The organism is Arenibacter lacus (assembly GCF_008711145.1).
GTDB classification, from domain to species: Bacteria; Bacteroidota; Bacteroidia; order Flavobacteriales; family Flavobacteriaceae; genus Arenibacter; species Arenibacter amylolyticus.
This window is the reverse complement of sequence record NZ_VVIN01000001.1, coordinates 71,239-95,904: the sequence shown is the minus strand read 5'-3', so window position 1 is coordinate 95,904 and position 24,666 is coordinate 71,239. Positions and strand designations below refer to the sequence as shown.

Annotated in this window: 23 protein-coding genes; 12 read left to right on the top strand and 11 right to left on the bottom strand. The window is 40.8% G+C overall.

Annotated elements, in window-relative coordinates:
* Nucleotides 1–3 precede the first annotated feature (3 nt).
* Together F1E73_RS00425 and F1E73_RS00420 are read left to right on the top strand one after the other, a co-directional pair.
* Nucleotides 4–729, top strand: a complete 726-nt coding sequence (locus F1E73_RS00425; RefSeq protein WP_086477236.1) for an RDD family protein — start codon at nt 4–6, stop codon at nt 727–729.
* A 2-nt stretch (nt 730–731) separates the two neighbouring features.
* Nucleotides 732–1,352, top strand: a complete 621-nt coding sequence (locus F1E73_RS00420; RefSeq protein ID WP_394334930.1) for a trimeric intracellular cation channel family protein — start codon at nt 732–734, stop codon at nt 1,350–1,352.
* A 46-nt stretch (nt 1,353–1,398) separates the two neighbouring features.
* On the opposite strand, the gene F1E73_RS00415 is transcribed toward F1E73_RS00420, so the two are convergent.
* On the bottom strand, nt 1,399–2,151 hold the full coding sequence (locus F1E73_RS00415; protein ID WP_086477237.1) for a peptidylprolyl isomerase: 753 nt from the start codon (nt 2,149–2,151) through the stop codon (nt 1,399–1,401).
* Between the two features lie 85 nt (nt 2,152–2,236).
* Here F1E73_RS00415 and F1E73_RS00410 point away from each other — a divergent pair, with 85 nt between their 5' ends.
* The gene (locus tag F1E73_RS00410) at nt 2,237–2,878 is read left to right on the top strand and encodes an NUDIX hydrolase (protein WP_086477318.1); all 642 of its coding nucleotides are present in this window, start codon (nt 2,237–2,239) and stop codon (nt 2,876–2,878) included.
* A 39-nt stretch (nt 2,879–2,917) separates the two neighbouring features.
* Nucleotides 2,918–3,721, top strand: a complete 804-nt coding sequence (locus tag F1E73_RS00405) for a lysophospholipid acyltransferase family protein (protein WP_086477238.1) — start codon at nt 2,918–2,920, stop codon at nt 3,719–3,721.
* Here the strand turns inward: F1E73_RS00405 and F1E73_RS00400 are convergent.
* Nucleotides 3,718–4,362: a hypothetical protein gene (locus F1E73_RS00400; protein WP_086477319.1), complete on the bottom strand. Its 645-nt coding sequence runs from the start codon at nt 4,360–4,362 to the stop codon at nt 3,718–3,720. The genes F1E73_RS00405 and F1E73_RS00400 overlap by 4 nt on opposite strands.
* A gap of 5 nt (nt 4,363–4,367) precedes the next feature.
* Nucleotides 4,368–4,862, bottom strand: a complete 495-nt coding sequence (locus F1E73_RS00395; RefSeq protein ID WP_086477239.1) for an RNA polymerase sigma factor — start codon at nt 4,860–4,862, stop codon at nt 4,368–4,370.
* 446 nt (nt 4,863–5,308) lie between these two features.
* Here F1E73_RS00395 and F1E73_RS00390 point away from each other — a divergent pair, with 446 nt between their 5' ends.
* On the top strand, nt 5,309–6,628 hold the full coding sequence (locus F1E73_RS00390; RefSeq protein ID WP_150450822.1) for an NAD(P)/FAD-dependent oxidoreductase: 1,320 nt from the start codon (nt 5,309–5,311) through the stop codon (nt 6,626–6,628).
* A 41-nt stretch (nt 6,629–6,669) separates the two neighbouring features.
* On the opposite strand, the gene xerD is transcribed toward F1E73_RS00390, so the two are convergent.
* Nucleotides 6,670–7,590 carry a site-specific tyrosine recombinase XerD gene (gene xerD, locus F1E73_RS00385; protein ID WP_086477242.1) on the bottom strand — a complete coding sequence of 307 codons (921 nt, stop codon included), beginning with the start codon at nt 7,588–7,590 and terminating at the stop codon, nt 6,670–6,672.
* Nucleotides 7,591–7,743: 153 nt separating this feature from the next.
* On the opposite strand from xerD, the gene F1E73_RS00380 reads away from it, so the two are divergent.
* Nucleotides 7,744–8,250, top strand: coding sequence for a hypothetical protein (locus tag F1E73_RS00380; protein WP_150450821.1), 507 nt, complete (start codon nt 7,744–7,746; stop codon nt 8,248–8,250).
* 83 nt (nt 8,251–8,333) lie between these two features.
* On the top strand, nt 8,334–8,756 hold the full coding sequence (gene aroQ / locus F1E73_RS00375; protein WP_150450820.1) for a type II 3-dehydroquinate dehydratase: 423 nt from the start codon (nt 8,334–8,336) through the stop codon (nt 8,754–8,756).
* 766 nt (nt 8,757–9,522) lie between these two features.
* On the opposite strand, the gene F1E73_RS00370 is transcribed toward aroQ, so the two are convergent.
* From F1E73_RS00370 to F1E73_RS00355, 4 genes are all read right to left on the bottom strand, one after another.
* The gene (locus F1E73_RS00370; RefSeq protein WP_086477245.1) at nt 9,523–9,813 is read right to left on the bottom strand and encodes a DUF3817 domain-containing protein; all 291 of its coding nucleotides are present in this window, start codon (nt 9,811–9,813) and stop codon (nt 9,523–9,525) included.
* A gap of 119 nt (nt 9,814–9,932) precedes the next feature.
* The gene (gene lpdA, locus F1E73_RS00365; protein WP_086477246.1) at nt 9,933–11,324 is read right to left on the bottom strand and encodes a dihydrolipoyl dehydrogenase; all 1,392 of its coding nucleotides are present in this window, start codon (nt 11,322–11,324) and stop codon (nt 9,933–9,935) included.
* Nucleotides 11,325–11,587: 263 nt separating this feature from the next.
* Nucleotides 11,588–12,085 carry a peptide-methionine (R)-S-oxide reductase MsrB gene (msrB, locus tag F1E73_RS00360; protein ID WP_086477247.1) on the bottom strand — a complete coding sequence of 166 codons (498 nt, stop codon included), beginning with the start codon at nt 12,083–12,085 and terminating at the stop codon, nt 11,588–11,590.
* Between the two features lie 158 nt (nt 12,086–12,243).
* Nucleotides 12,244–12,810: a collagen-like protein gene (locus F1E73_RS00355; RefSeq protein WP_086477248.1), complete on the bottom strand. Its 567-nt coding sequence runs from the start codon at nt 12,808–12,810 to the stop codon at nt 12,244–12,246.
* 177 nt (nt 12,811–12,987) lie between these two features.
* Between F1E73_RS00355 and glgB the strand changes: the two genes are divergently transcribed.
* The 4 genes from glgB to F1E73_RS00335 all read left to right on the top strand — a co-directional run bounded on the left by glgB (nt 12,988) and on the right by F1E73_RS00335 (nt 19,630).
* On the top strand, nt 12,988–14,886 hold the full coding sequence (gene glgB / locus F1E73_RS00350) for a 1,4-alpha-glucan branching protein GlgB (protein ID WP_086477249.1): 1,899 nt from the start codon (nt 12,988–12,990) through the stop codon (nt 14,884–14,886).
* Nucleotides 14,887–14,981: 95 nt separating this feature from the next.
* Entirely contained in the window at nt 14,982–17,381 is a 2,400-nt protein-coding gene (locus F1E73_RS00345; RefSeq protein ID WP_150450819.1) for a glycoside hydrolase family 31 protein, read from the top strand.
* A gap of 38 nt (nt 17,382–17,419) precedes the next feature.
* Entirely contained in the window at nt 17,420–18,226 is an 807-nt protein-coding gene (locus tag F1E73_RS00340) for a M48 family metallopeptidase (RefSeq protein ID WP_086477251.1), read from the top strand.
* Nucleotides 18,227–18,301: 75 nt separating this feature from the next.
* Nucleotides 18,302–19,630: an MFS transporter gene (locus F1E73_RS00335; RefSeq protein ID WP_086477320.1), complete on the top strand. Its 1,329-nt coding sequence runs from the start codon at nt 18,302–18,304 to the stop codon at nt 19,628–19,630.
* A gap of 40 nt (nt 19,631–19,670) precedes the next feature.
* Here F1E73_RS00335 and F1E73_RS00330 read toward each other — a convergent pair whose 3' ends face one another.
* The 3 genes from F1E73_RS00330 to F1E73_RS00320 are packed head-to-tail and all read right to left on the bottom strand — an operon-like array spanning nt 19,671 to nt 21,860.
* Nucleotides 19,671–20,765 carry a DUF4097 family beta strand repeat-containing protein gene (locus F1E73_RS00330; RefSeq protein WP_150450818.1) on the bottom strand — a complete coding sequence of 365 codons (1,095 nt, stop codon included), beginning with the start codon at nt 20,763–20,765 and terminating at the stop codon, nt 19,671–19,673.
* Nucleotides 20,746–21,309 (bottom strand): hypothetical protein, encoded by a 564-nt coding sequence (locus F1E73_RS00325; RefSeq protein ID WP_086477253.1) that lies wholly within the window; start codon nt 21,307–21,309, stop codon nt 20,746–20,748. Before F1E73_RS00325 ends, F1E73_RS00330 begins: the two co-directional genes overlap by 20 nt.
* A complete protein-coding gene (locus F1E73_RS00320) occupies nt 21,306–21,860 on the bottom strand; it encodes an RNA polymerase sigma factor (protein WP_150450817.1) in 555 nt (184 codons plus the stop codon). The genes F1E73_RS00325 and F1E73_RS00320 overlap by 4 nt, the downstream gene beginning before the upstream one ends.
* Nucleotides 21,861–22,081: 221 nt before the next feature.
* Here F1E73_RS00320 and lon point away from each other — a divergent pair, with 221 nt between their 5' ends.
* The gene (lon, locus tag F1E73_RS00315; RefSeq protein ID WP_150450816.1) at nt 22,082–24,532 is read left to right on the top strand and encodes an endopeptidase La; all 2,451 of its coding nucleotides are present in this window, start codon (nt 22,082–22,084) and stop codon (nt 24,530–24,532) included.
* Nucleotides 24,533–24,666 lie beyond the last annotated feature (134 nt).

Here is a 24,666-nt window from a genome sequence, read left to right as displayed (position 1 = left end):
AATATGTCCAACCTTCAAATCAATACAACGCAAAATGTAATGCTCCACTATAAAATTGTTGGGGTTGGGGAGCGGATTATCGCTTTTCTAATAGATGGCTTTTTACTATACCTCTATGCGGTACTAGTACAATTCATAGGCACTGCTATTGGATATATTTGGGAGGATAGTTGGAGCCAGATAGGTTTGGTAAGCTTAATTTTTCTGCCTGCTATGTTCTATAGCTTGCTGATGCATAGCTTATTCAACGGGCGTACCGTAGGGAAGATGCTTATGCAGATAAGAGTGGTACGGGTAGATGGGACTCCAGTACATTGGTCTAACCTCTTGGTGCGGTGGATGCTTAGACTCGTAGATATTTGGCTATTCTTTGGTTCAGTGGGGATATTGGCTATTTTGTTCACGGATAAAAAACAACGATTGGGGGATGCAGCGGCAGGAACGGTAGTGGTTAGCACCAAAAAAAAGGTGAAGGTTTCACACACTATATTGGAGGAGGTAGAGGAAAATTATATCCCTACTTTTACAAATGTCACCTTGTTAACAGACAAGGATGTAAGGCTTATAAAGGAAACCTACCAAATAGCAAAAAGTAGCAGGGATTACAAAACATTAACTGTGCTGCGAAATAAGATAGAGCAGTTACTGAATACCCAATCCGATCTTTATGATATCCAATATTTGGATACAGTCCTTAAGGACTATAATTTTTATACCCAAAATATCTAGTTATGATGCACTTTGCTTTTGATGTAATAGGTACCGTTGCTTTTGCAATTTCGGGCGTAATGGTGGCTATGGATAAAAAACTAGATCTCTTCGGGGTTTTTATCATCGCTTTTGTTACCGCGGTAGGTGGAGGTACTTTAAGGGATGTATTAATAGGAAACACGCCAGTTTTATGGATGCAAGATCATATTTATATTTACATCATTACGGTTACAGTTATTCTATCCATCCTGCTGAGAAGTAAGATAAAGTATGTACGTACGTCTATCTTTTTGTTCGATAGTATTGGAATTGGCTTCTACACCCTGTTGGGAATTACCAAGGGACTTAGCGTGGGGCTGTCTCCAGTTATGTGTATTGCCCTAGGAACTATGACCGCTTGTTTTGGAGGAGTTATACGCGATATCCTCTGTAATGAGATTCCAGTTATCTTTAGGAAAGAAATTTATGCAACCGCTTGTATTTCGGGAGGTATAAGTTTTTTCTTGATACGGGAACTTCCGATAGATATACTCTATGCCGAAATTTTCACCATTCTTATAATCATTGGAATACGCTTATGGGCAGTTAAGTACCACATATCGCTACCCAACATTTATCGAAGTTTTAATACCATGGAATAAACTCAAAATCCCACCTGCACTTCTTTTGGGGCAATTGGTTTAGACCTTAATTAATTACTTCTGCTTTCTGAATGATGATGTTCTGAGAGGGCCAATCACCGTTGTCTACAGGTTGACGGTTTATTTCATCTACCACATCCATTCCCTCGATAACCCTACCAAAGGGGGTGTAATTGTTGTCTAGGTGGTAAGATCCCGGCTTGGTGACTACTATGAAAAATTCGTAGGGAGAGGCCAATTTATGGGGGTTATCCATATCACTGCTGGGCATAGATATGGTACCTCTGTGGTGTTTATGCCCTTTTCTTGTGTCCGGGGGCAAGAGGTATCTTCCTATTTCCCCACGTTTTTTGGCGGTCTCCATATTATCGGCGTTGCCTCCTTGGATGATAAAATCCTTTACCACCCTGTGAAAGTAGGTGTTGTTGAAATAGCCGTTTTTGGTTAGATAAATAAAGTTGGCCTTGTGGTAGGGGACGTTATCGTACAATTCTATGATGATATCCCCAAACCTAGTGGTTAGTTTAACGGTGTTTTCCGTTAGGGTCTTGTTGTATTCGTAGAAGAACTCAATGGCATTATCTTCGGTGAGTTTAAAGGGTTCTTCCTCTTTTTCCACCTCTTTCACTACTTCTACTTCCCCTGTCTTTTTTTCGGCTTCGGTTTTAAGGGAGTCCAAGGAATCCGATTTAGTCTGTACCTGAGGGACCTCCTTATTTTTAGTGGATGGTTGATCCTTACAACCGATGATTAGAAGGATAAGAAATACGCTAAATAAGTGAAACGTTTTAAAAGTCATAAACTTGGGTTATTTTTACTGGCTTCGCAAGAGGGAATACCTCATTTTAATTAATTTACGCGAAAAATACAAAAAAATAGAAATTGTGAATTTCAAGGATTTTGCCGAGCGCATGTCAAAAATAGAAAATCTAGATTTACCTGGAAGTGCGTCCCATCATAAAATGGTTCCTTTGTTCAGGCAAAAGGAATTGGCAGCTAGGGCTACGGAAAAAAGAAATCCGAAGAAAGCAGCGGTAATGGCCTTGTTTTATCCGGATATGGGTAACAATACCAACCTATTGCTAATTCTCAGAAACACCTATCCAGGGATTCATAGCAACCAGATAGGTCTTCCAGGGGGAAAGGTAGAAGTTGGAGATAAAAGCCTCTTAGATACGGCCTTGAGGGAAACCAGGGAAGAGGTAGGGGCAGATCCTGCCAATATTAGGGTCATCAGGCATTTGACAGATATTTTTATTCCCCCCAGTAATTTTGAGGTGACCCCTTATTTGGGACTATACCAAAAAGAACGCCCATTTTTGTTACAGGAGGAGGAAGTGGCCGAATTGGTTGAGGTTCCCTTGTACGAATTTATGGATGACAGAAAAATAATCTATCAAAAATTAACCACTTCCTACGCGAAAAATGTGGAAGTACCTGCCTTTAAATTAAAGGGTTACACGGTTTGGGGAGCCACTGCTATGATGTTAAGTGAAATTAAGGAACTATTTAAACAAGTGCTATAAAGCACTTATTTTGTAATTTTGAAAATTAACCAATAAAATATGGGCTTGTTTAAGAAAAATCCCTTTGGACATAATTTGTTTATTAAAAAATGGCTAATCCGCATCTTGGCGGTCATTACCCATAAACGATATAGAGGGTTTAACACCCTGGAAATAGAGGGATCCGAGATTATTCGTAATCTCCCCGATAGGAACGTTCTTTTTGTAAGTAATCACCAGACGTATTTTGCGGATGTGGTAGCTATGTTCCATGTTTTTAATGCCAGTTTAAGTGGTAGGGAAGATTCCATAAAAAATCTGGGGTACATTTGGCAGCCCAAACTAAATATGTATTACGTGGCTGCCGCAGAGACCATGAAAAAAAACCTGTTAACCAAGGTGATGGCCTATGCAGGCTCTGTTAGTGTAGAGCGTACTTGGAGGGCCGAAGGAAAAGAGGTAAAGCGCCAAGTGAAAATGAGCGATATTTCCAATATTGGAAAAGCCTTGGACGATGGTTGGGTAATTACTTTTCCCCAAGGAACCACTACGCCTTGGAAACCATTGCGTAAGGGTACCTCCCATATAATTAAAAAATATAAACCCGTTGTGGTACCGGTGGTAATAGACGGATTTAGGAGGTCTTTTGACAAAAAAGGACTTCGGGTAAAAAAGAAAGGGATTTTACAATCCATGGTTATTAAAGAACCCTTGGATATCGATTACGACAACGAATCCTTCGATTCCATCATAGAAAAATTGGAGTATGCCATAGAACAGCATCCTTCCTTTTTAAAGGTGCTCTCCAAAAAAGAATTAATGGCCATTGAAGAGGAGAATAAACAGCGAAAATTTAGAGTCTAAACTTCCATCTCTTTAAGCTCCTTATAGTTTTTGTTCAGTTTTTTTATCAATAGTCCGTAGAGTAAAAAATAGATACATCCCATAGCAGCGGTAACAATCACCCCTAATACTATTACCGTAGCCATCATGGTGATCTTTAGTTTGGCGGGATCTACTTGCTCCATAGAGTTGTCATAACCCATTGCTGCCATAGGGTCGTCGCTGAGGTATAAACCGGCGGCCATAACCAAAAATGAAATGAAAATTAAGGACAGGCAAAAAATGACATAGTATTTTACCGTCTTTCTTGTTTTTAAAATATTGGATAATAGTAGTTTGGCATTGTCCAAAGTAGATATTTCCTTATACCTTCTATAAAATTGATATATAAAAAAGAGGACTACGGAGTATTGAACGATACTGGATATCACCAAAAAGTTTCCTAATCCCAAATCCCGCCAAATTGCCAAGGTCTTGGACATGGACGGGGTTAGGTAAAGAAGGTGGGGAATTAGGAATTCCAATATGCTGATGATAAAGATCCACTTTACGATGGAGGAAGATTTTTTCCAGATCATCTTATAGATTTCATCGTAGCCTAATTGTGGCATTTGATCCCCTCTCTTTTTCCAATCTTTTTTTAATAGTTCTAGTTCGTCCATTATCATTAGGGGTTTAAGATTGTGCGTAATTTGTTTTTAATCCTATTCATTTTTACCCGTGCATTTACCTCGGTAATACCTAGCGTATCTGCAATTTCTGTGTAGTTCTTTTCTTCTAAATAGAGGAATACAAGGGCTTTGTCTATATCGCCCAATTGTTTTACCGCATTGTACATCAGTTTTAGTTGCTGTTCTTCCGTAGGATCGTACTCATCTGCACTAATTTTAAAGATTACCGATTCGTAGTCTTGAGTGCGTATGTTTTTCTTGGATTTCCTATATAGGGTAATTGCAGTATTCAGCGCTACCCTATACATCCATGTACTAAACTTGGAGTCGCCCCTAAACTTTGGATAGGCCTTCCATAATTGAATCGTTATCTCCTGAAAAAGGTCTTTATGGGAGTCACGATCATTGGTATACAAGGTACATACCTTATGTACTATGTTCTGATTTTTCTCTAATTCCGTTACAAACTGATGCTCCAGGTCTTTGGTCACTTCACATTTTTAGTTGGTAGTCTACTATTGGTAGTGCAAAATAGGTTTTTGTTACAACCAAGTACTACAATAATTTATACTGTTTTATAATTATGGGGATCTCTTTCCAAAGTTCGATTAATTATCGCTATCTTCTCCTAACATTGGCAAGGTGCATGCTATTAGGATATTTCCATAGCATCGGTTTTTCGGGGATTTTTCCGAAACTACTTGTATTACCCTAAGACAAAGGTAGAAAAGTCTTACGTTTTTTTCCATAAGCAGTACGTTTTCCCATTTTGTTTCCATAAGGGTGCTAAGGTGGATAAAAACCAAATGATGATAGAGAACTTCTAGCATCTCGCTTTTGGTAGGGTGGAGCGTGCTGGGGAATGGAAGGAATAATAATGGAAACTTGTTATTCTCAGCTATTTCAGAAACCTTTATTTTTTTGCATATTTGGTAATATGAATATTCCGAAATCAAATTTTCCTAGAATTATTATTATTGGTGGTGGTTTTGCAGGAATCTCCATTGCAAAAAAACTAAGCGGGAAAGAGGTGCAGGTAGTATTGTTAGACAAGCATAACTACCACTGTTTTCAACCCCTGTTGTACCAAGTATCCACAGGGGGATTAGAGCCCGATTCTATTGCCTACCCCATTCGGAAAATACTAAAGGACTTTCCCAATTTCTTTTTTAGACTCGCAAATGTAGAAGAGGTTCTTGCTGCTGATAATAAAGTTAGGACCAATATAGGGGAGCTGGAATACGATTATTTGGTGGTGGCCACTGGTTCCGAAACCAATTACTACGGAAACAAAGGGATAGAAACCAATAGTATGGCGATGAAAACCATACCTCAGTCCCTTAATTTACGAAGTTTGATATTGGAGAATTTTGAACAGGCACTGCTTACGGATGAGCTTCACGAAAGGGACGCCCTAATGAATTTTGTAATCGTAGGTGCCGGACCCACAGGGGTGGAACTAGCAGGAGCTTTGGCGGAGATTAAAAAGGGGATTCTTCCAAAGGACTATCCCGACTTGGATACCAGGAGGGTGCAAATTAACCTGATACAATCGGGAGATAGGATTCTAAAGGAGATGAGTGAGAAAGCCTCCGAGAAAGCCGAAGAGTTTCTGGAGTCACTTGGCGTTCAGATATGGAAAAATATGCGGGTCACCAGTTATGATGGAAAAACGGTTACCACTAATACTGATGAAACTTTTGACACCGCAGCTATGATCTGGGCAGCGGGAGTAAAGGGGGTACGTATAAAGGGTTTGGATGCCAAAAGGGTGCTTGCTCCTGGGGGTAGATTGGTAGTAAACCAGTACAATCAGGTGAAAGGATATGCCAATGTTTTTGCCATAGGGGATGTGGCCTGTATGCAAGAGGAGAATACCCCGTTTGGCCATCCAATGATGGCGCAGCCAGCTATACAACAGGGGAAAAATCTTGGAGATAACTTGGTGCGACTCCTAGAAAAGAAACCATTGCGTCCCTTTGTATATAAGGATAAGGGGAAAATGGCCACCATTGGTAGGAATAAGGCCGTGGTAGATTTGAAGAAGTTTAAGTTTCAGGGAGTTTTTGCTTGGTTCGTTTGGATGTATGTACATCTGTTTTTCCTAATTGGTTTTAGAAACAGAGCCGTGGTGTTTATAAATTGGGTGTATAATTATGTGCGTTTTGATAGGGAAGCGCGACTAATTATTAGGCCGTTCAATAGAAATTATGATGCCTTTAAAGAAGAGGGAGAGCACCGACTTCCCAAGGATTGAAATTGCCTTGTTTTGGGCAAGATCTCCTTATTGATACAAGTTTACAGGCTTTCTTCCTCCCTGGTTGTTTTCCGTGGATGGTACTTCTCCATTACATCTCCTAAATGCACCCTGTCTAAATGCATATAAACCTCAGTAGTAGTAATACTCTCGTGTCCCAACATTTGCTGTATGGCTCTTAGGTCGGCCCCATTTTTTAATAAATGCGTGGCAAAAGAGTGCCTAAAGGTATGCGGACTAATGGTTTTCTTTAAGCCAATGGCATGGGCAAGCTGTTTTACGATGGTGAATATCATGGCGCGGGTTAGTTGGTGCCCCCTTCTGTTTAAAAACAAAATGTCTTCAGAACCTTTTTGTATTGGCATGTGTACCCGTACTTCCTTTCGGTATATGTTGATGTATTTTTTGTTGATTTTACTGATAGGCACAAATCGTTCTTTGTCGCCTTTTCCCACCACCTTTATAAAGTCTTCCTCAAAATAAAGGTCAGACAATCGTAATTCCAATAATTCTGACACCCTTAGACCACATCCGTAAAGGGTTTCTAATATGGCCCTGTTGCGTTCACCTTCGGGTTTGGAAAGGTCAATGGCTGCAATTAAACTATTGATTTCCTCCTCGGATAGGGTATCTGGTAATTTGCGTCCTACTTTGGGCGACTCTATAAGTTCCATGGGATTGTCTTCCCTATAATCTTCAAAAACTAAATAGTTGAAGAAACTTTTTAGTCCAGAAATAGTCCTAGCCTGCGATCGGGGATTAACCTGCTGCGCCAATTCGTAAATAAAGCGTTGTAAGGTGGATTTTGAAATGTAGATGGGACTTTCATTTATATTTCTAGATTCTAAAAACTGCACCAATTTTTCTAAATCTAACGCATAACTGCTGATGGAGTTTTTAGATAGTCCTCGTTCTATATTTAGGTAATGCTGATAATCGTGTATGGCATGCTTCCAATTCATAGGTTAAAGATAAAACGGATTTTGAAACTCCTTGTCCTTACTGCTCCATTTGTTTAAAACGCAGGTTAAATCTTACTTTTCTTAAGTATTTTATTGATATTTATAATATACGCAGAATACTTCCGTTTTCTTAATTAACGAAAATTTATAATTATGAAAAGAATGTTTCTAGTGGCCGTTATGGCATTGTTTGGGTTTAGTGTACACGCCCAGGAAGGTTTTAAGGCAGGAGCACACCTTGGATTACCTGTAGGGGATGCAGCAGATTTCTCTAGCTTTAGTATCGGTTTAGATGTAGCCTACCATTGGGAAGTTGCAGATAGCTTTATGGCTGGTGTTGCAACAGGATTCACTAATTCATTTGGAAAAAGTGAAACTTTTACTTCTGGAGGAAGCTCTATGACCGTAGACTTTGATGATGTTCAATTTCTGCCTGTGGCGGCTTCAGGACGCTTTTTGGCTGGGGATAGTTTTTCCTTCGGTGCCGATCTTGGGTATGCCATAGGGATAAGTGATGGAAATGATGGTGGATTCTACTACCGTCCCTTGGTAGGTTATAGTGTTGGATCTGCTATGGAGTTGAATTTTTCCTATACTGGAATTAGCATGGATGGGATAAATTGGTCTACCCTTACGCTAGGGGTGTTGTTTACCCTTTAATTTAATATAACTTTCAAGAAAGAGGATTAAAGAATACTTTTAGTCCTCTTTTTTTATGCCCTACATTTACCTATTTTTATCCCATGAAGATAATTATTATAAACGGTCCCAATCTTAATCTTTTGGGGAAAAGGGAGCCTGAAGTCTATGGCAAAACCACTTTTGAGGAATATTTTTCTGAACTACAATTTAAGTTTAAAGATGTGCAATTGGAGTATTACCAGTCCAATATTGAAGGGGAGCTAATTTCCAAGCTGCACGAATGTGGTTTTGAGGGGTACAAAGGAATTATTCTAAATGCCGGGGCCTACACCCACACTTCCATTGGCATAGGAGATGCCATTAAGGGAATTGAAACCCCTGTGGTGGAGGTGCATATCAGCAATACCTTTGGTCGCGAAGACTTTAGGCATGTATCCTATATCTCTCCGGTTGCGGAAGGGGTAATCCTTGGATTTGGACTTAAAGGGTACGATTTGGCTATAGAGAGCTTTTTGGAGAAGTAAGGGTGCTAATTTGGAGATTTGCCAATGTGCCAATGTGCCAATGTGCTGATTTATCAATGTACCAGTGTACCAGTGTACCAATGTGAATATGCATTAGGTTGTTTATTGGGAAATTCCCTTGGCACCATATTATCAATAAGCATGATTTCTAGGTTGTATTGTTAACAGTAGATTCCGCCCAATCTCAATACTCAAATCTCAATACTCACTACTTTTACTATTGTACCAATGTACCGATTTACCAATGAGGAAATGTAGCAATGGGTTTCATTTGGAGATTTGCTAATGTGTTAATTTGGAAATGGGGGGGGAGGGAATAATGTAACAATTTACCAATGAACCAATGTAGCAATGGGTGGTTTGACCCTTATAAAACAAGCTTTTACGTTCTTGTAGGTATCTTGAAAACGCAACGAATAGAAGAAGGCAGCGTTTATAGGGTAGAAAGACTTCCCAAAAAAGACCTGCCGGCCGTCAGGAGGTATAATGGAAAGAGCGCCCCGCTAGGGGAATGCCCATCAATAGGTCAAGGTTCAAGGTGCAAAGTTTAAGTAGCTAGCTCGGCCGGACTAATCCGAATTTAAAGATTAGCTAATAGCTTATTGCCTATAGCCTAAAACGGCATTTGGTCCGCAGCAAAAATTGACGGTAATGGCGCTACACTGGATACTAAACAAAATCGCAAAATTGCCTAGGAATATAATGCCAGAGTTAAGTGGTCAACCTATATCAGGGACGTACAACACTGCCCACTTTTCACTGATTACTACCCAGCAGCCATCATTGGCTTTAGGTACTTCTTGTCTACGTAGAAGGTGCCAAAGGGAAGAAGGGAAGCAATAAAAAAGATAGAAAACATTTTAAAACCCCATTTTCGCTCCATGGTGAGCAATACGGCCAAGGCTACATAGGCAATAAAAAGAAAGCCATGCGCGTAGCCAATATAAATGTTTGGTTCTGGCATTTGCGCCAAATATTTCAATGGCATACCCAAACCAAAAAGCATTAAATAGGAAACTCCTTCAAGAATAGCGGTAATACTAAAAGCTTTTAACATCTCAATTTATTTTTATTGAACCCTGCTGGTCCATTGGTGTATTATAGATGGCCCTGACAAGCTTAGAAACCTGTCAGGGCCAAAATGGGCAAAGGAAATCAACTTCCTTCGCGTTAATTTTATAAATGGATTACTTCCCCATAAGCGTCTGCTACGGCTTCCATAACAGCTTCACTCATGGTTGGGTGTGGGTGTACGGCTTTAAGAACCTCATGACCGGTAGTTTCTAGCTTTCTGGCTACTACTGCTTCTGCGATCATATCGGTAACTCCGGCACCAATCATATGGCAACCTAACCACTCCCCGTATTTGGCATCGAATATCACTTTTACAAATCCGTCCTTCTCTCCAGATGCAGCAGCTTTTCCACTTGCAGAGAATGGGAATTTACCAACTTTAATATCGTAGCCTTTTTCAATTGCCTGTTTTTCCGTAAGTCCAACAGAAGCAATTTCTGGAGAACAGTAAGTACAACCAGGGATATTACCATAATCCAAAGGTTCTACATGCATGTCTGCCAACTTTTCCACGCAAAGGATCCCTTCTGCCGAAGCAACGTGAGCCAATGCCTGTCCTGGAACTACGTCCCCAATGGCGTAGTAACCTGGTATATTGGTCTGGTAATAATCGTTTACTAGGATTTTGTCCCTATCCGTTGCGATTCCTACTTCTTCTAAACCTATGTTTTCTATATTGGACTTGATACCAACTGCAGATAGTACCACATCGGCCTCCAAAACCTTATCTCCTTTGGCGGTTTTAACCGTAGCTTTTACTCCCTCACCGGAAGTGTCTACCTTGGTAACCTCGGAAGAAGTCATAATTTTAATTCCTGCTTTCTTAAGGCTACGCTCCAATTGCTTGGATACTTCTTCATCCTCTACAGGCACTACATTAGGGAGAAACTCTACCACAGTTACTTCTGTGCCCATAGCATTGTAGAAGTAGGCAAATTCTATGCCGATAGCACCACTACCAACTACCAACAACTTTTTGGGTTGTTTTTCCATCATCATTGCCTCGCGGTAGCCAATAATTTTCTTGCCGTCTTGTGGTAAGCTGGGAAGTTCCCTACTTCTTGCCCCAGTGGCAATAATAATATGTTTGGCGGAGTATTCGGTCTCCTTTCCATCAGCAGATTTTACGCTAACTTTTTTACCGGGCTTTAAGGTACCATATCCGTTAATGACTTCAATCTTGTTCTTTTTCATCAAAAATTGAACACCCTTGCTCATGCCGTCGGCTACGTTACGACTCCTTTTAACCACAGCACCAAAATCCTTATCCACTCCTTCGGCCATTAAGCCGTAGTCGCTAGCGTGCTGTAGGTATTCAAATACCTGAGCCGATTTCAATAGCGCTTTGGTAGGGATACAACCCCAATTTAAACATACACCACCTAGGTTTTCCTTTTCTACAATGGCAGTCTTAAATCCTAATTGGGAAGCTCTAATGGCGGTTACATAACCTCCTGGGCCACTACCTAACACAATAATATCGAAATTGCTCATCTATTTGTTTTTTTTGATAACTGTATAATAAAGTGGCAAAGTTACAAAACCATCCCGAATTCCCACAGATGCCATTTCAAATTAATGGTAAATTAAGTCGACCAACATTTTAAATCGTGTTTAAGTGTGCTATAGAGGATAGTTCCCCTGTAAAATAGTTGGGAGTATTATTAGACCTTGGTATAGGAATAGGCCCTAGTTTCTACCGTGCACCAAGGTTTTCTCTGGCAGAAATAGATTTTTTTAACGGACTCCAGACTTTACTATTGGGCAGGTTTAAACTTAAGGGCAATCCCATTAATGCAATGACGTTTCCCTGTAGTTTCCCTAGGGCCATCGTTAAATACATGACCTAAGTGCCCCCCGCAGGTGGCACAGAGCACCTCGGTACGTGCATAGCCTATAAGGTGGTCTACCCCAAAAGCCACATTTCCTTTTATTTCCCTATCAAAACTAGGCCATCCGGTTCCCGAATCAAATTTATGCTCGCTGCTATAGAGTTCCGTTCCACAGGCCTTACAGGTATAGACCCCTTCCTCTTTAAGGTGTAGCAAGGGGCTAGATCCCGGGCTCTCGGTGCCCGCTTTGCGCAGTACATAAAATTCCATGTCTGTAAGTTGTTCCCGCCATTCGGCCTCCGTCTTGTTGATGGTAAAACTTTCCTGCTGTGGAACAGCCGTTGTTTTGGAAGCTTCCTTTTCTTGGGAAGTTCCCTTACATCCTATAAAAACAATGCAAATTGCAAACAGTAGTCTTTTCATGGGGATTCTTTTTTAAGTTAGACGAGGTACGGGGCCTTTGCTTTCAAAGGTGTATTTAGCATATAGGGGACAGTAATCTTTTTAGCAACAAAAAAAGGCCCGAGTTTTTAAAAAAAAAATCAAGAGCCTGTTTCGAAATTCCATTCATTTAAGGACGGTTAATTTATTTTAACCCGTTGCACTTCTTTTTCGGTGACCCCTAGGAAATTCATCACTGCGTTAATATTCGATTTGTCTAGTTTTGCACCAGATAATTTGTCCGCAGGTAGGATGGCTATTCTAAACACCTGTCCTTGAGTATCTGCCGGGGAAAGGGTGGATAAGTCAAAATCTGCCTCCAAGAAAATATTCACGTCAAGAAAGGTGTGGTCATAGTTATATTGTAGTATGCCTTGATCCAAGAGTAGGGTCTGTGGCAATAATCGCCATACATCTATTGGTGGGTTGTTGCCATCTGGGAGCTGTTCCCATAGCAAGTACACCAATACTACATCGGTCTCAAAGACCTCCACGGTTTGTGGAAAGGTGTAGTCTATTAAGTAATCATTGCTAGCAGTAAAATCCCCTTCAATATCTATTACGGTACCCAATATATTCACACCATCTTTTCCATCTTCTCCATCTATCCCGTCGAAGCCATCGAAACCTGGAGGTCCTGCCGGTCCTTCACAGGCCATAAAAAATAATGCAACGAATGTTCCTAGTAGTAAGCCTAATTTTTTCATAATATTAAATTTAAGGTTTAGTATAAAGACTGTTTATCAATGTATGTTTCAAGTGAGTTTCAAAAATCGTTCCACATTTTATAATTATACTTGTAAGCTAGGTAAGTGGTAATAAAAAGGCTGCAATATAGAGGACACTTGCCGAAGTTACCTATATTTGAACTAAATAACACAATCATGACCAAGGTAGTAACCCATAGTTTATTTTCGGATTTTGATATAGACCTGTTTAAGGCGGGGAAACACTTTAAACTTTATGAGAAGTTAGGCTCCCATGTGCTGGAAGTAGATGGGGTAAAAGGAACCTATTTTGCGGTTTGGGCCCCTACGGCGAGATCGGTCTCTGTAGTAGGTGATTTTAATAGTTGGAATGATGCAGAACATCAACTTCACGTACGTTGGGATGGTAGTGGCATCTGGGAAGGTTTTATTCCAAAATTGGGAGCAGGTACCTTATATAAATATTGTATCCACTCTAATAACCACGGCGTGGTTACAGAAAAAGCAGATCCCTTTGCAAAAAGTAGTGAACACCCTCCAAGAACAGCTTCTATCGTTTGGGAGGCTAATCACGATTGGAAAGACGGGAACTGGATGGGAAGTAGAAAAGAAAAGAATTCCTTGGATAGTCCCTTTGCAGTCTATGAAGTGCATCTGGGGTCTTGGAAAAGGAAATCGGACAACAAGTTTATGTCCTACAGAGAATTGGCGGTCGATCTGGTAGAATATGTAAAGGAAATGAAGTTTACCCATGTAGAATTCATGCCTATCATGGAATATCCCTATGATCCCTCCTGGGGCTACCAATTAACCGGATATTTTGCTCCCACCTCTCGATTTGGAAAGGCGGAAGATTTTAAATTTTTGGTAGATACCTTACATCAAAATGATATAGGGGTAATCTTGGATTGGGTGCCCTCCCATTTTCCTGAAGATGCCCACGGACTTGGATTTTTTGACGGGTCCCATCTCTATGAGCACCCCGATAGGCGTAAGGGATATCATCCAGACTGGAAGAGTTTAATCTTTAATTATGGCCGGAATGAGGTGCGAGCCTTTCTCATTAGCAACGCCATGTATTGGTTAGATCATTATCATATTGATGGCCTACGAGTAGATGCCGTTGCTTCTATGTTGTACCTAGATTATTCTAGGGAAGAAGGGGAGTGGGAACCCAATATCTACGGGAATAATGAAAATTTGGAGGCCATATCCTTTATTCGAGAGTTAAATGAAACCGTGTATTCCAATTTTGAGGGCATTCAAATGATTGCCGAGGAGTCTACTTCCTTCCCCATGGTTTCCAAGCCAGTAAATATTGGCGGACTGGGCTTTGGGATGAAATGGATGATGGGATGGATGCACGATACCTTGGAATACTTTAAGAAAGATCCCTTATATCGAAAGTTCCATCAAAACGACCTAACCTTTAGCGCAACCTATGCCTTTACTGAAAATTTTATGCTGCCTTTCTCTCATGATGAGGTAGTCTATGGTAAGCAGTCACTTTTATATAGAATGCCAGGGGACGAATGGCAACGTTTTGCGAATTTAAGATTGCTATTTGGCTATATGTATACCCATCCAGGCGCCAATTTAATATTTATGGGAGGCGAATTTGGTCAATCTTCCGAATGGAATTTCCAAAATAGTTTGGACTGGCACCTGTTGCAATTCGATTTTCACAAGGGCATACAAAATCTAGTGAGGGACTTAAACGGGCTGTATCGCGATCGTCCGGCGCTCTATGAAAAGCAATTTAGTGCAGAAGGATTTCAATGGATCGATTATGGCGATCATGAAAATTCCGTCCTCACGTATATCAGAAAAGGACACGATTCGGAAAAAGATCTATATATAGCCTGTAATTTTACGCCTACTCCCCAACAGAAATATAGAATGGGGGTTCCAGTAACTGGATCCTTAAAGGAGGTGTTTAATAGCGATGGCAAGGAATACGGTGGGTCCGGGATTACGAACGGGAGTGTGAAAATCGCTAAGATTCCATGGCATGGTTATGAAAGATCTGTGGAAATTTCCATTCCGCCGCTGGGGATGGTGGTTTTTACCAAATAAAAGATGACCAATGCACTTCTGAAAAATACAGGGAAGAGTCATATCGTAAATAATACGGGAAATTCTTTTTTTGTACCTTCTTAAACTACAAGTTCATGATAACTAGTACCAAATTAGAATATAAAGGAAATCTATATCCCAATTCAATTGTCGATTTTAATAGGGATGCAGAAAAGCTATACTTCACCACCTTAAACGGAGTTATTCTGGAAATTACCGTTCTACGCGATAGTATCTGCAGGTTTAGGTATGCCACCGAAAATGTTTTTGAGCCCGATTTTTCCTATGCTATAAGCGAGAACGCTAGCTTGGGATATAATAAGTTGGAGATAGCAGAAACGGAAACGGAATACCTGGTGCACACTGCCAAGCTTACTATATTGGTAGATAAAAAGACCTTAAGGACACAAATATCGGACCTAGATGGCTTTATCCTCAATGAGGACGAACTGGGTTTTCATTGGGAAGAAAATTATGAATTCGGTGGGAATACCGTAAAAATGAGCAAAATCTGCCAACATGCGGAAAGCTTCTACGGGCTGGGAGATAAGGCAACCCACAGTAATCTAAAAGGCAAGCAACTTACTAATTGGGTAACGGACCAGTATGCCTATGGTAAAGATCAAGACCCGCTATATAAGGCAATTCCATTTTATATCGGCTTGCACAACGAAAAGGCCTATGGTATTTTCTTTGACAATACTTTTAAAACTGGGTTCGATTTTGCACATGAGCGGAGAAATGTAACTAGCTTTTGGGCAGATGGGGGGGAGATGAACTACTATTTTTTCTATGGTCCTACTTTTGCTCATGTTGTAAAAGGCTATACGAACCTTACCGGTACGCCAGAATTACCGCCCTTATGGGCACTGGGATTCCATCAATCCAAGTGGAGCTATTATCCAGAGAACAAAGTAAGGGAGTTGGCGGCAAAGTTTAGAAAGTTGAGAATTCCCTGTGACGGACTTTATTTGGATATAGATTATATGGACGGATTCCGCTGTTTTACTTGGGATAAAAAGTATTTTCCAAACCCCAAACAAATGGTCTCGGATTTGGAAAAAGACGGGTTTAAGACAGTGGTGATGATAGATCCAGGGATAAAAATAGACAAGGATTATTGGGTCTATCAAGAGGCGATAGCCAAGGATTATTTCTGTAAGCGTGCCGATGGGGCCCTTATGAAAGGAAAAGTATGGCCGGGGGAATGTAATTTTCCAGATTTCACCAATCCCGAGGTAAGGGAATGGTGGGGTGGTCTTTACAAGGAAATGTTCAAGGAAATTGGAGTACATGCGGTATGGAACGATATGAACGAACCTGCTGTCATGGATGTTCCTACTAAAACCGCTCCCTTGGATACAAGGCATAATTTTGATGGCCACCCTTGCTCGCATCGCAAAGCCCATAATATTTATGGGATGCAAATGGTAAGGGCTTCCTATGAGGGGATTAAGAAATATGTTTACCCCAAAAGGCCTTTTGTAATCACCAGAGCCGCTTATGCGGGTACACAACGTTATTCTTCTACGTGGACTGGGGATAATGTGGCTACCTGGGAACATTTATGGATAGCGAATGTGCAGGTGCAAAGGATGTGTATGAGCGGATATTCCTTTGTGGGATCGGATATTGGTGGTTTTGCGGAACACCCCACGGGAGAGCTGTTTGCAAGATGGGTGCAATTAGGCGTGTTTCACCCTTTTTGCAGAGTGCATAGTAGTGGAGACCATGGCGACCAAGAGCCTTGGTCCTTTAGCGATGAGGTTACTAAGATTGTGCGGAAATATATAGAACTTCGCTATCAACTTCTACCGTATTTGTATACCATGTTCCATAAATATGTTAAGGAAGGAACGCCCATGATTAAACCCTTGGTATATTTTGACCAAGAAGATCCCCAGACCCATTTCAGGATGGACGAGTTTATTTTTGGGGAGCAAATATTGGTGTGTCCCGTGCAAGAACCAAACGCCTTGGGACGCAGGATGTATTTTCCTAGGGGCACTTGGTATGATTATTGGACAGATGAGGTGATGGCCGGGGGAATGGAAAATTGGATTGATGCCAAATTGGAAAAAATACCGGTTTTTGTAAAGGAAGGTGCTATTATTCCAAAATATCCAGTTCAGCAATACGTAGGGGAACTGGAGATTGAAGAGCTTGTTTTAGAGGTCTATTATAAGAATGGGGTGGAAACCTCTACTGTATACGAGGATGCCCAGGATGGCTACGATTATAAAAAAGGAAGGTTTAGTCTACGGAATTTCCACTTTCGGGGTAAAGATCAAGAATTGATTATTCAGCAGTTTAAGGAAGGGACGTATATTACACCCTACGAAACCTTTAGACTTAATTTCCATGGCTTGCCTTTTAAAATTATGGAGGTTTGGGTAGATGGTGAGCAAATGGATACCGAAAACCTAGGGATAAACGATAATATGCATATTCATATAAGCAAAGATTTTACTGTTTTGCATCTTCTTGGAGCTTAATTTTTATGTAAATTTCGAAAAAAATAATACAGAATACCATGAGGAAGATTATACTTATAATAGCCGTGTTTTTTGGCGTCTTGGCCTGTAAAACAAATCCGTTTACAGGGCAGAAAGTGTTGAACTTTTATGGGAATAGTCAGATATTTCCAATGGCCTTTGCTCAATATGAGGAGTTTTTAAAAGAACATAAGGTGGTTACAGGAACCGCAGATGCCACTATGATCAAAAAAACAGGACAGCGAATAGCAGCTGCCGCGGAGCGCTGGCTAACCGCAAATGGATATCCAGGCTACCTGAAAGATTATAAATGGGAATACAAGTTGGTAGAGGACGAAACAGTAAACGCCTGGTGTATGCCAGGGGGGAAAATTGTTTTCTATACCGGTATTTTACCTATTTGTAAAGGGGAAACAGGAGTTGCCGTTGTAATGGGACACGAGGTGGCCCACGCCTTGGCCAATCATGGAGCACAGCGGATGAGTGCAGGTACCTTACAGCAATTGGGAGCTGTAGCGGGGAATGTGGCTATCCAAGATCCAGAAAAAAGACAATTGTTCAATCAGGCCTACGGTATTGGCTCGCAGGTAGGAGTAATGTTGCCTTTTAGTAGGAGTCATGAAACCGAGGCAGACCGTATAGGACTTCAAATTATGGCCATAGCGGGTTATAACCCAGATGAGGCAGCTGAGCTATGGAGGAGAATGAAGGAGCATGGCGGAGCAGCTCCTCCAGAATTTTTAAGTACCCACCCCTCCAATGAGACCAGAATTAGGAACCTTACGGAATGGGCGCCCCTAGCCAAGCAGGAAGCTGCTAAATTTGGGGTTACAAGCTTTCAATAATAGCATATAATGTAATATATTGCCCGTATAAAAATTGGGGAGCCGCTCCATAGAGCGGCTTTTTTTATGCCAAAAATGAAGAATAAACAGCTAGAAAAAGGCAGTAAAAAATTATTGAACGCCTGGGCATTTTACGACTGGGCAAACTCGGTCTATAGCCTGGTGATTACATCGGCTATATTTCCCATCTTCTATGGCATTCTTTTCCGGATGGCAGATGTGGAGAAAGTAGTGGTATTTGGAGGGGAAATAGCGCGTGCTCCCCTAATTAGTTACGTAACCTCCGCCGCCTTTTTATTTATAGCCTTAATTACCCCTTTTATTTCCGGGATTGCAGATTATTTGGGTAATAAGAAGCTGTTTATGAAGTTTTTCTGCTATCTGGGAGCGCTCTCCTGTATTGGACTGTATTGGTTTTCATTAGACCATATTTATATCAGTCTTAGTTGTTACTTTTTCGGTTTGGTAGGGTTTTGGGTCAGTATGGCTATTTATAATTCTTATTTACCCGATATTTCCTTCCCAGAGCAACAGGATGCTATAAGTGCCAAGGGGTTTTCGCTAGGATATGTGGGGAGCGTTCTACTCTTGCTCTTTAATTTGGCAATGGTAATGAAGCCCTCATGGTTTGGAATAACCTCTAACGAAGCGGGAATTGCAGAGGTGAAGGCGATGCGGTATTCTTTTCTTACTGTGGGGATTTGGTGGGTTGGCTTTGCCCAGTACACCTTTTATTATTTACCTAAGGGGTATCGGAAAGAAGGAAATCGACCTAATGTGGTGCTCAATGGTTTTAGGGAGCTAAAGGAGGTTTGGCGCCAAATGGGACATCGGATGCGGTTAAAAAGGTATTTGGCTGCCTTCTTTGTATATAGTATGGCCGTACAAACGGTAATGCTAATTGCTACTTATTTTGCGGAGGAAGAGATAGCATGGGGAGGAGATAAGGAGCGATCCATGGGGCTGATTATCAGTATTCTGGTAATTCAGTTGGTGGCCATCTTGGGTGCTACCGTTACGGCCAAGTTATCTGGGAGGCTGGGAAATATTAAGACCTTGATCATTGTTAACTTACTCTGGTTGGCCATTTGTTTTTATGCATATTTCGTAATTACCCCTACCGAATTTTATATAGCAGCTGGGTGTGTGGGCTTGGTAATGGGTGGGATACAGGCGCTGTCCCGTTCTACCTATTCCAAATTCCTTCCAGATACCACCGATACTGCCTCCTTCTTTAGTTTTTACGATGTGGCAGAGAAAATCGGTATTGTGATAGGTACTTTAATTTACGGATACATCGCCCAAGCTACCGGCAGTATGCGGAATGCTATTATGTTTTTAGGGGCATTATTTCTCCTAGGTGCCTTTCTATTGACCAGAGTAAATAAAGGGCGGAAATTTTAATCCCGCCCAATACTGCGTTAAGGGGTTTCATTCCAATTGGTTATTGGTTTTTCTTTAGGGAAATTCCACCATATTTACTGCTGATGAAAACAGATTTTCCGCTGCTTGGTTTCCCGTAATATCCCTTGTAGTATTTCTCGGTAGATTTTTCCGTGCTCACCTCCATCGTTAAATGATTCTGCCCACGTAGACCAGCATAGGAAGCTTCTATCTCAAAATTAAAATGATAATTTGCCGCATAGCCGATAGTAATGCCGGTATAGGAGGATTGCAATTGTAGGTTGCCTGCTTTAGGGGTTATTTCATCTATTTTTATAGCCCCGTAACTCGACTTTAGATCTAGGTTTCCATGGACTCTTCCCAACGCTATGGTGACGTAATCCCCATTACCTTCCACATTTCCTACCTCCCCAATTTCCAATTTGCCATAATCATTGTTAAAGGTGAGGTTTTCCATGATACCTACCTTGGTATTGGTGTAGTCTGCGGAAATGCGGAGATCGCCCGCTTTAGATATGGTGAAATCTGAATAATCTGCTTTAATGCTGCCACTTTTCATATATTCTATAGTAGAGCGGGAAGTATAGTCAAAGGATAATTCATTGTTTCTTCCATGTAATTCCCCAATCTCTAACCTGCCATAGTCACAGTTAATAGTAGCGTGCCCATCTATTCTGTCTAACAGAATGTTGCCATAGTCATTATTGAGATCAACGCTGTTTTTTATTGGGATTTTGATGGTGTAATTTACCTGCATATTTACATTGTTGTTGTTTCCCCAGCCCCAGCTCCATTTGCTTTTGGATTGATTGAATACCGTGGTTGCAGATATCCTTGATTTAGAATTTTCAAATTGGATATCGATATCGTCCAACTTGCGTTGCACCTTTTCCTCGTTGTCCCCTGTGGTCTTTATTTGAACTTGAATTAGAACCCGATTTTCGTTCCAAGAGGTGATGTTTAAATTTCCATAGCGATTTTTTACCTTCAGTAAGGCGTCGGAATTTACCGAATATTCTTTCTTGATGGTCTTTTCTTTGCTGTACTTACCTCCCTGAATTCCGTCAGTGGCGTAAGTGAAAATGGGGATAGCCAATAATATAGCTAGGATGTTTTTAGATAATACTGTTCTCATGTTGTTGGGTTTTTAATGATTTTATTTCTTCTAGTTGTTTTATTACCTCATTCAACAATCCAATCCTGGTTTGAAAATTTCCGATCATGGCACTTAATATCAACTTGGTGTTTCCTCCGTTTATAAGGTCTTGCTCCAATTTTTTATAATCATTTTCCAAGGTGTTAAGTTGGGACATTACATCGTTGATCATTTTATCGGTCTCCGGCCCGCGCTCATTTTGTAAAGTTTTTACTTGTTCCTCAATCAGGCTAGTAAAGTAATATTGGGAATTCACTGCCTCTGGGGAAATCTTGGAAAGCTGTTGCTCCATGGTGGTAGGGCGGTTATAAAAATTTAAGGCCAAGGAAAACAATAGCAACAGCGAGGCTGCAATGGCCAAGGGCTTCCACCAAGTGCTATCTTTTTTTATTCTGGACTGTTTCTTGGGGAGTGTCTCTAGCTTGGCCATAAAACGCTCCCGGTGCCCAATGGCGGGTTCCTGGGTGTCTAGCTTGCCTTTAAGTTGTTCAAATAATTGCTCTATGTTGTCCTTTTCTGTCATGTTACAGCTGTTAGTTTTTGTCTTAGGCTGCTCTTGGCCCTGGAAATAATAGTTCTGCAGTTGGCATAGCTTAGCTGCATAATGTCACTTATTTCCTCGTAATCGTAGCCTTCAATTAAATGCAGGGTTAGTGCAAGCTTATATTTTTCATTTAAGAGGTCCATTGTTTTTATAACGTGTTGTGCCTTTAAGTCTACATCCCCAGGGTCCGCTACATAACCCTCGTTGTCTTCTACCTTGTACAATACTGGGTCTAGGGCAACCTCTTGTTTTTTTATCATCTTTCGGTACTCCTGAATGCTGTTGTTGATGACTATTCGTTTTAACCATGCCCCAAAACTCACTTCGCCTTTAAAGCTTTCCAGTTTTGTAAAAGCGCTTAGGAAAGACTCTTGCATAACATCCTCTGCTAGGGCTGGTTGCTTAACTATTCTATAGGCAACGTTGTACATGCCTTGGTAATAGCGGTCGTAGACCTCCATTTGGGCAGACGTATCCCCGTTTAAACACTGTTGCAACAAGGTGTTAATATGTTTTCTTTCTAGGCTCAAAAAGTATTCAACTTTATTAAAAGATGTAGTAATTTAGGGATTGTTACAGTTTATTTGCAAAGTTTTTATTTATTGGCATAGGAATTGCCCAAATAAGGATGAGAATAATTTAAAGAAAATGCTAGACTCATAGGTTGTATAGGGGTTTGGCGGATAATTAACGTCTAATGTGAAATAGAATTCTGTTGAAAACTTAGTGACAGAATGACCGAAAATAAAATATGGGTAATTTGAAGAATATAAAATTTGACACTATGTCATTGCAAGGAATCGATGAAGGTGCAGAATTAATTCCGTTAATGACAGCGGAGGATGAGGAAGAAATAAACAATGAAAGTTTGCCTAACACCTTGCCCATTCTGCCATTGAGGAATACCGTTTTGTTTCCTGGGGTGGTTATACCCATTACGGCTGGGAGGGATAAGTCTATCAATCTTATAAAAGATGCCAATAACGGTTCAAAGGTAATTGGCGTAGTTTCTCAAAAGGACGAGGAAACAGAAAATCCTGGAGTAAAGGATATCAATACCTTGGGAACCGTAGCCAGAATTTTGAGGGTATTGCAAATGCCAGACGGTAATACCACGGTAATCATTCAGGGTAAAAAGCGATTTGAAGTGGCAGAGGTGCTTACGGAAGAGCCTTATATGACGGCTACGGTACGTGAGACCAAGGAAGTGAGACCAGATAGGGAGAATAAGGAGTTTAGGGCAATTATAGATTCTATTAAGGAGTTGTCCCTACAGATTATTCGGGATAATCCCAATATTCCCAGCGAGGCGTCCTTTGCGATTAAAAATATCCAGAGCGATTCATTTTTAATCAATTTCATCTCCTCCAATCTTAATTTAAGTGTACAGGAAAAGCAAGAGCTTTTGGAGATTGGCGACTTAAAGGAAAGGGCGTTGGCCACCTTGAAATATATGAATGTAGAGCTGCAGAAACTGGAATTGAAAATTGATATTCAGTCCAAAGTTCGTAGTGATATGGACCAACAGCAACGCGAATATTATCTGCATCAGCAAATGAAGACCATCCAGGAAGAGCTTGGGGGAATTTCCTATGAGCAGGAAGTGGACGAAATGCGGATCAAAGCAAAAACGAAAAAATGGAGTGAAGCGGTTGCAGAACATTTCGATAAGGAAGTATCTAAACTGCAGCGAATGAATCCGCAAGTAGCGGAATATTCCATCCAGCGAAATTATTTAGATCTCTTTCTAGACCTCCCGTGGAATGAATTCTCCAAGGATAAATTCGATCTTAAAAGGGCCCAGAGAATATTGGATAGGGACCATTACGGATTGGAGGACGTTAAGAGGCGAATCATAGAATATTTGGCGGTATTAAAACTGCGTAACGATATGAAATCGCCCATACTTTGTCTCTATGGACCTCCAGGGGTTGGTAAAACCTCTTTAGGGAAATCTGTAGCAGAGGCACTAGGTAGGGAATATGTGCGTATTTCCTTAGGTGGACTCAGGGATGAAGCTGAGATTCGTGGTCATAGAAAAACCTATATTGGTGCCATGCCTGGTAGGATTATTCAGAGTTTAAAAAAGGCCGGGAAATCTAACCCCGTGTTTATCTTGGACGAAATAGACAAATTGTCTAGCAGTAATCAAGGAGATCCTTCCTCTGCCATGTTGGAGGTGTTAGATCCGGAGCAGAACAACGAATTCCATGACAATTTCCTAGAGGTTGGATATGACCTTTCCAAGGTGATGTTTATTGCAACGGCTAATAATTTGTCTACTATCCAACCTGCGCTTAGAGATCGTATGGAAATAATAAATGTAACTGGGTATACCATTGAGGAAAAGGTGGAGATTGCCAAGAGACACTTATTGCCAAAACAATTAAAAGAACACGGTCTTAGTACAAAAGATCTTAAAATTGGGAAAGTCCAGTTAGAGAAAATTGTAGAGGGATACACGCGCGAATCTGGAGTGCGTTCCTTGGAAAAGATGGTGGCTAAGATGGTAAGAAATGCGGCCAAATCCATTGCCATGGAAGAGGAGTACAATGTGAAGGTGAGCAATGAGGATGTAGAAAAAATCTTAGGTCCTGCTAGGATGGAAAGAGATAAATATGAAAACAACGATGTAGCCGGAGTGGTTACAGGCTTAGCTTGGACCAGTGTAGGTGGAGATATTCTATTTATAGAATCTATCCTTTCTAAAGGGAAAGGGACCCTTAATATTACTGGAAATTTAGGAAAGGTAATGAAGGAGTCTGCTACAATTGCCATGGAGTTCATAAAGTCTAACAGTGAGCGGTATGGCATAGATCCAGAGGTTTTTGATCAGTACAATGTACATATTCACGTGCCAGAAGGAGCCACTCCTAAAGATGGACCCAGTGCGGGTATTACAATGCTAACCTCTTTGGTCTCTTTGTTTACCCAAAGAAAGATAAAGAAGAGCATTGCTATGACGGGAGAAATAACCCTAAGAGGCAAGGTATTGCCTGTAGGGGGGATTAAAGAGAAGATTTTGGCGGCCAAAAGAGCAAGGATCAAAGAAATCATCTTATGTGAAGACAATAGAAAAGATATCCTAGAGATTAAAGAAGAATATCTAAAAGGGTTAACCTTCCATTATGTGACCGATATGCAGGAAGTGCTGGATATTGCCATTACGGATGAGAAAGTTAAGAATGCTAAGGAACTATAATCCTATTGATAGTGTCAATTAAAAGACACCTGGTATAACAGTGCCCGTCTTGCGGAAAGACGGGCACTTTTACTTTAGAATTAAAAGGATTTTTAATTCTTTGGGCTATTTTTACTGCTAAATAATGATTTTAA

What these genes read in the sequence shown, in the direction of transcription:
- F1E73_RS00425 (WP_086477236.1), top strand. Translation starts at nt 4, where the DNA reads ATGTCCAACCTTCAAATCAATACAACGCAAAATGTAATGCTCCACTAT.
- F1E73_RS00420 (WP_394334930.1), top strand. Translation starts at nt 732, where the DNA reads ATGATGCACTTTGCTTTTGATGTAATAGGTACCGTTGCTTTTGCAATT.
- F1E73_RS00415 (WP_086477237.1), bottom strand. Translation starts at nt 2,151, where the DNA reads ATGACTTTTAAAACGTTTCACTTATTTAGCGTATTTCTTATCCTTCTA.
- F1E73_RS00405 (WP_086477238.1), top strand. Translation starts at nt 2,918, where the DNA reads ATGGGCTTGTTTAAGAAAAATCCCTTTGGACATAATTTGTTTATTAAA.
- F1E73_RS00400 (WP_086477319.1), bottom strand. Translation starts at nt 4,362, where the DNA reads ATGGACGAACTAGAACTATTAAAAAAAGATTGGAAAAAGAGAGGGGAT.
- F1E73_RS00390 (WP_150450822.1), top strand. Translation starts at nt 5,309, where the DNA reads ATGAATATTCCGAAATCAAATTTTCCTAGAATTATTATTATTGGTGGT.
- xerD (WP_086477242.1), bottom strand. Translation starts at nt 7,590, where the DNA reads ATGAATTGGAAGCATGCCATACACGATTATCAGCATTACCTAAATATA.
- F1E73_RS00380 (WP_150450821.1), top strand. Translation starts at nt 7,744, where the DNA reads ATGAAAAGAATGTTTCTAGTGGCCGTTATGGCATTGTTTGGGTTTAGT.
- aroQ (WP_150450820.1), top strand. Translation starts at nt 8,334, where the DNA reads ATGAAGATAATTATTATAAACGGTCCCAATCTTAATCTTTTGGGGAAA.
- F1E73_RS00370 (WP_086477245.1), bottom strand. Translation starts at nt 9,813, where the DNA reads ATGTTAAAAGCTTTTAGTATTACCGCTATTCTTGAAGGAGTTTCCTAT.
- lpdA (WP_086477246.1), bottom strand. Translation starts at nt 11,324, where the DNA reads ATGAGCAATTTCGATATTATTGTGTTAGGTAGTGGCCCAGGAGGTTAT.
- msrB (WP_086477247.1), bottom strand. Translation starts at nt 12,085, where the DNA reads ATGAAAAGACTACTGTTTGCAATTTGCATTGTTTTTATAGGATGTAAG.
- F1E73_RS00355 (WP_086477248.1), bottom strand. Translation starts at nt 12,810, where the DNA reads ATGAAAAAATTAGGCTTACTACTAGGAACATTCGTTGCATTATTTTTT.
- glgB (WP_086477249.1), top strand. Translation starts at nt 12,988, where the DNA reads ATGACCAAGGTAGTAACCCATAGTTTATTTTCGGATTTTGATATAGAC.
- F1E73_RS00345 (WP_150450819.1), top strand. Translation starts at nt 14,982, where the DNA reads ATGATAACTAGTACCAAATTAGAATATAAAGGAAATCTATATCCCAAT.
- F1E73_RS00340 (WP_086477251.1), top strand. Translation starts at nt 17,420, where the DNA reads ATGAGGAAGATTATACTTATAATAGCCGTGTTTTTTGGCGTCTTGGCC.
- F1E73_RS00335 (WP_086477320.1), top strand. Translation starts at nt 18,302, where the DNA reads ATGAAGAATAAACAGCTAGAAAAAGGCAGTAAAAAATTATTGAACGCC.
- F1E73_RS00330 (WP_150450818.1), bottom strand. Translation starts at nt 20,765, where the DNA reads ATGAGAACAGTATTATCTAAAAACATCCTAGCTATATTATTGGCTATC.
- F1E73_RS00325 (WP_086477253.1), bottom strand. Translation starts at nt 21,309, where the DNA reads ATGACAGAAAAGGACAACATAGAGCAATTATTTGAACAACTTAAAGGC.
- lon (WP_150450816.1), top strand. Translation starts at nt 22,082, where the DNA reads ATGGGTAATTTGAAGAATATAAAATTTGACACTATGTCATTGCAAGGA.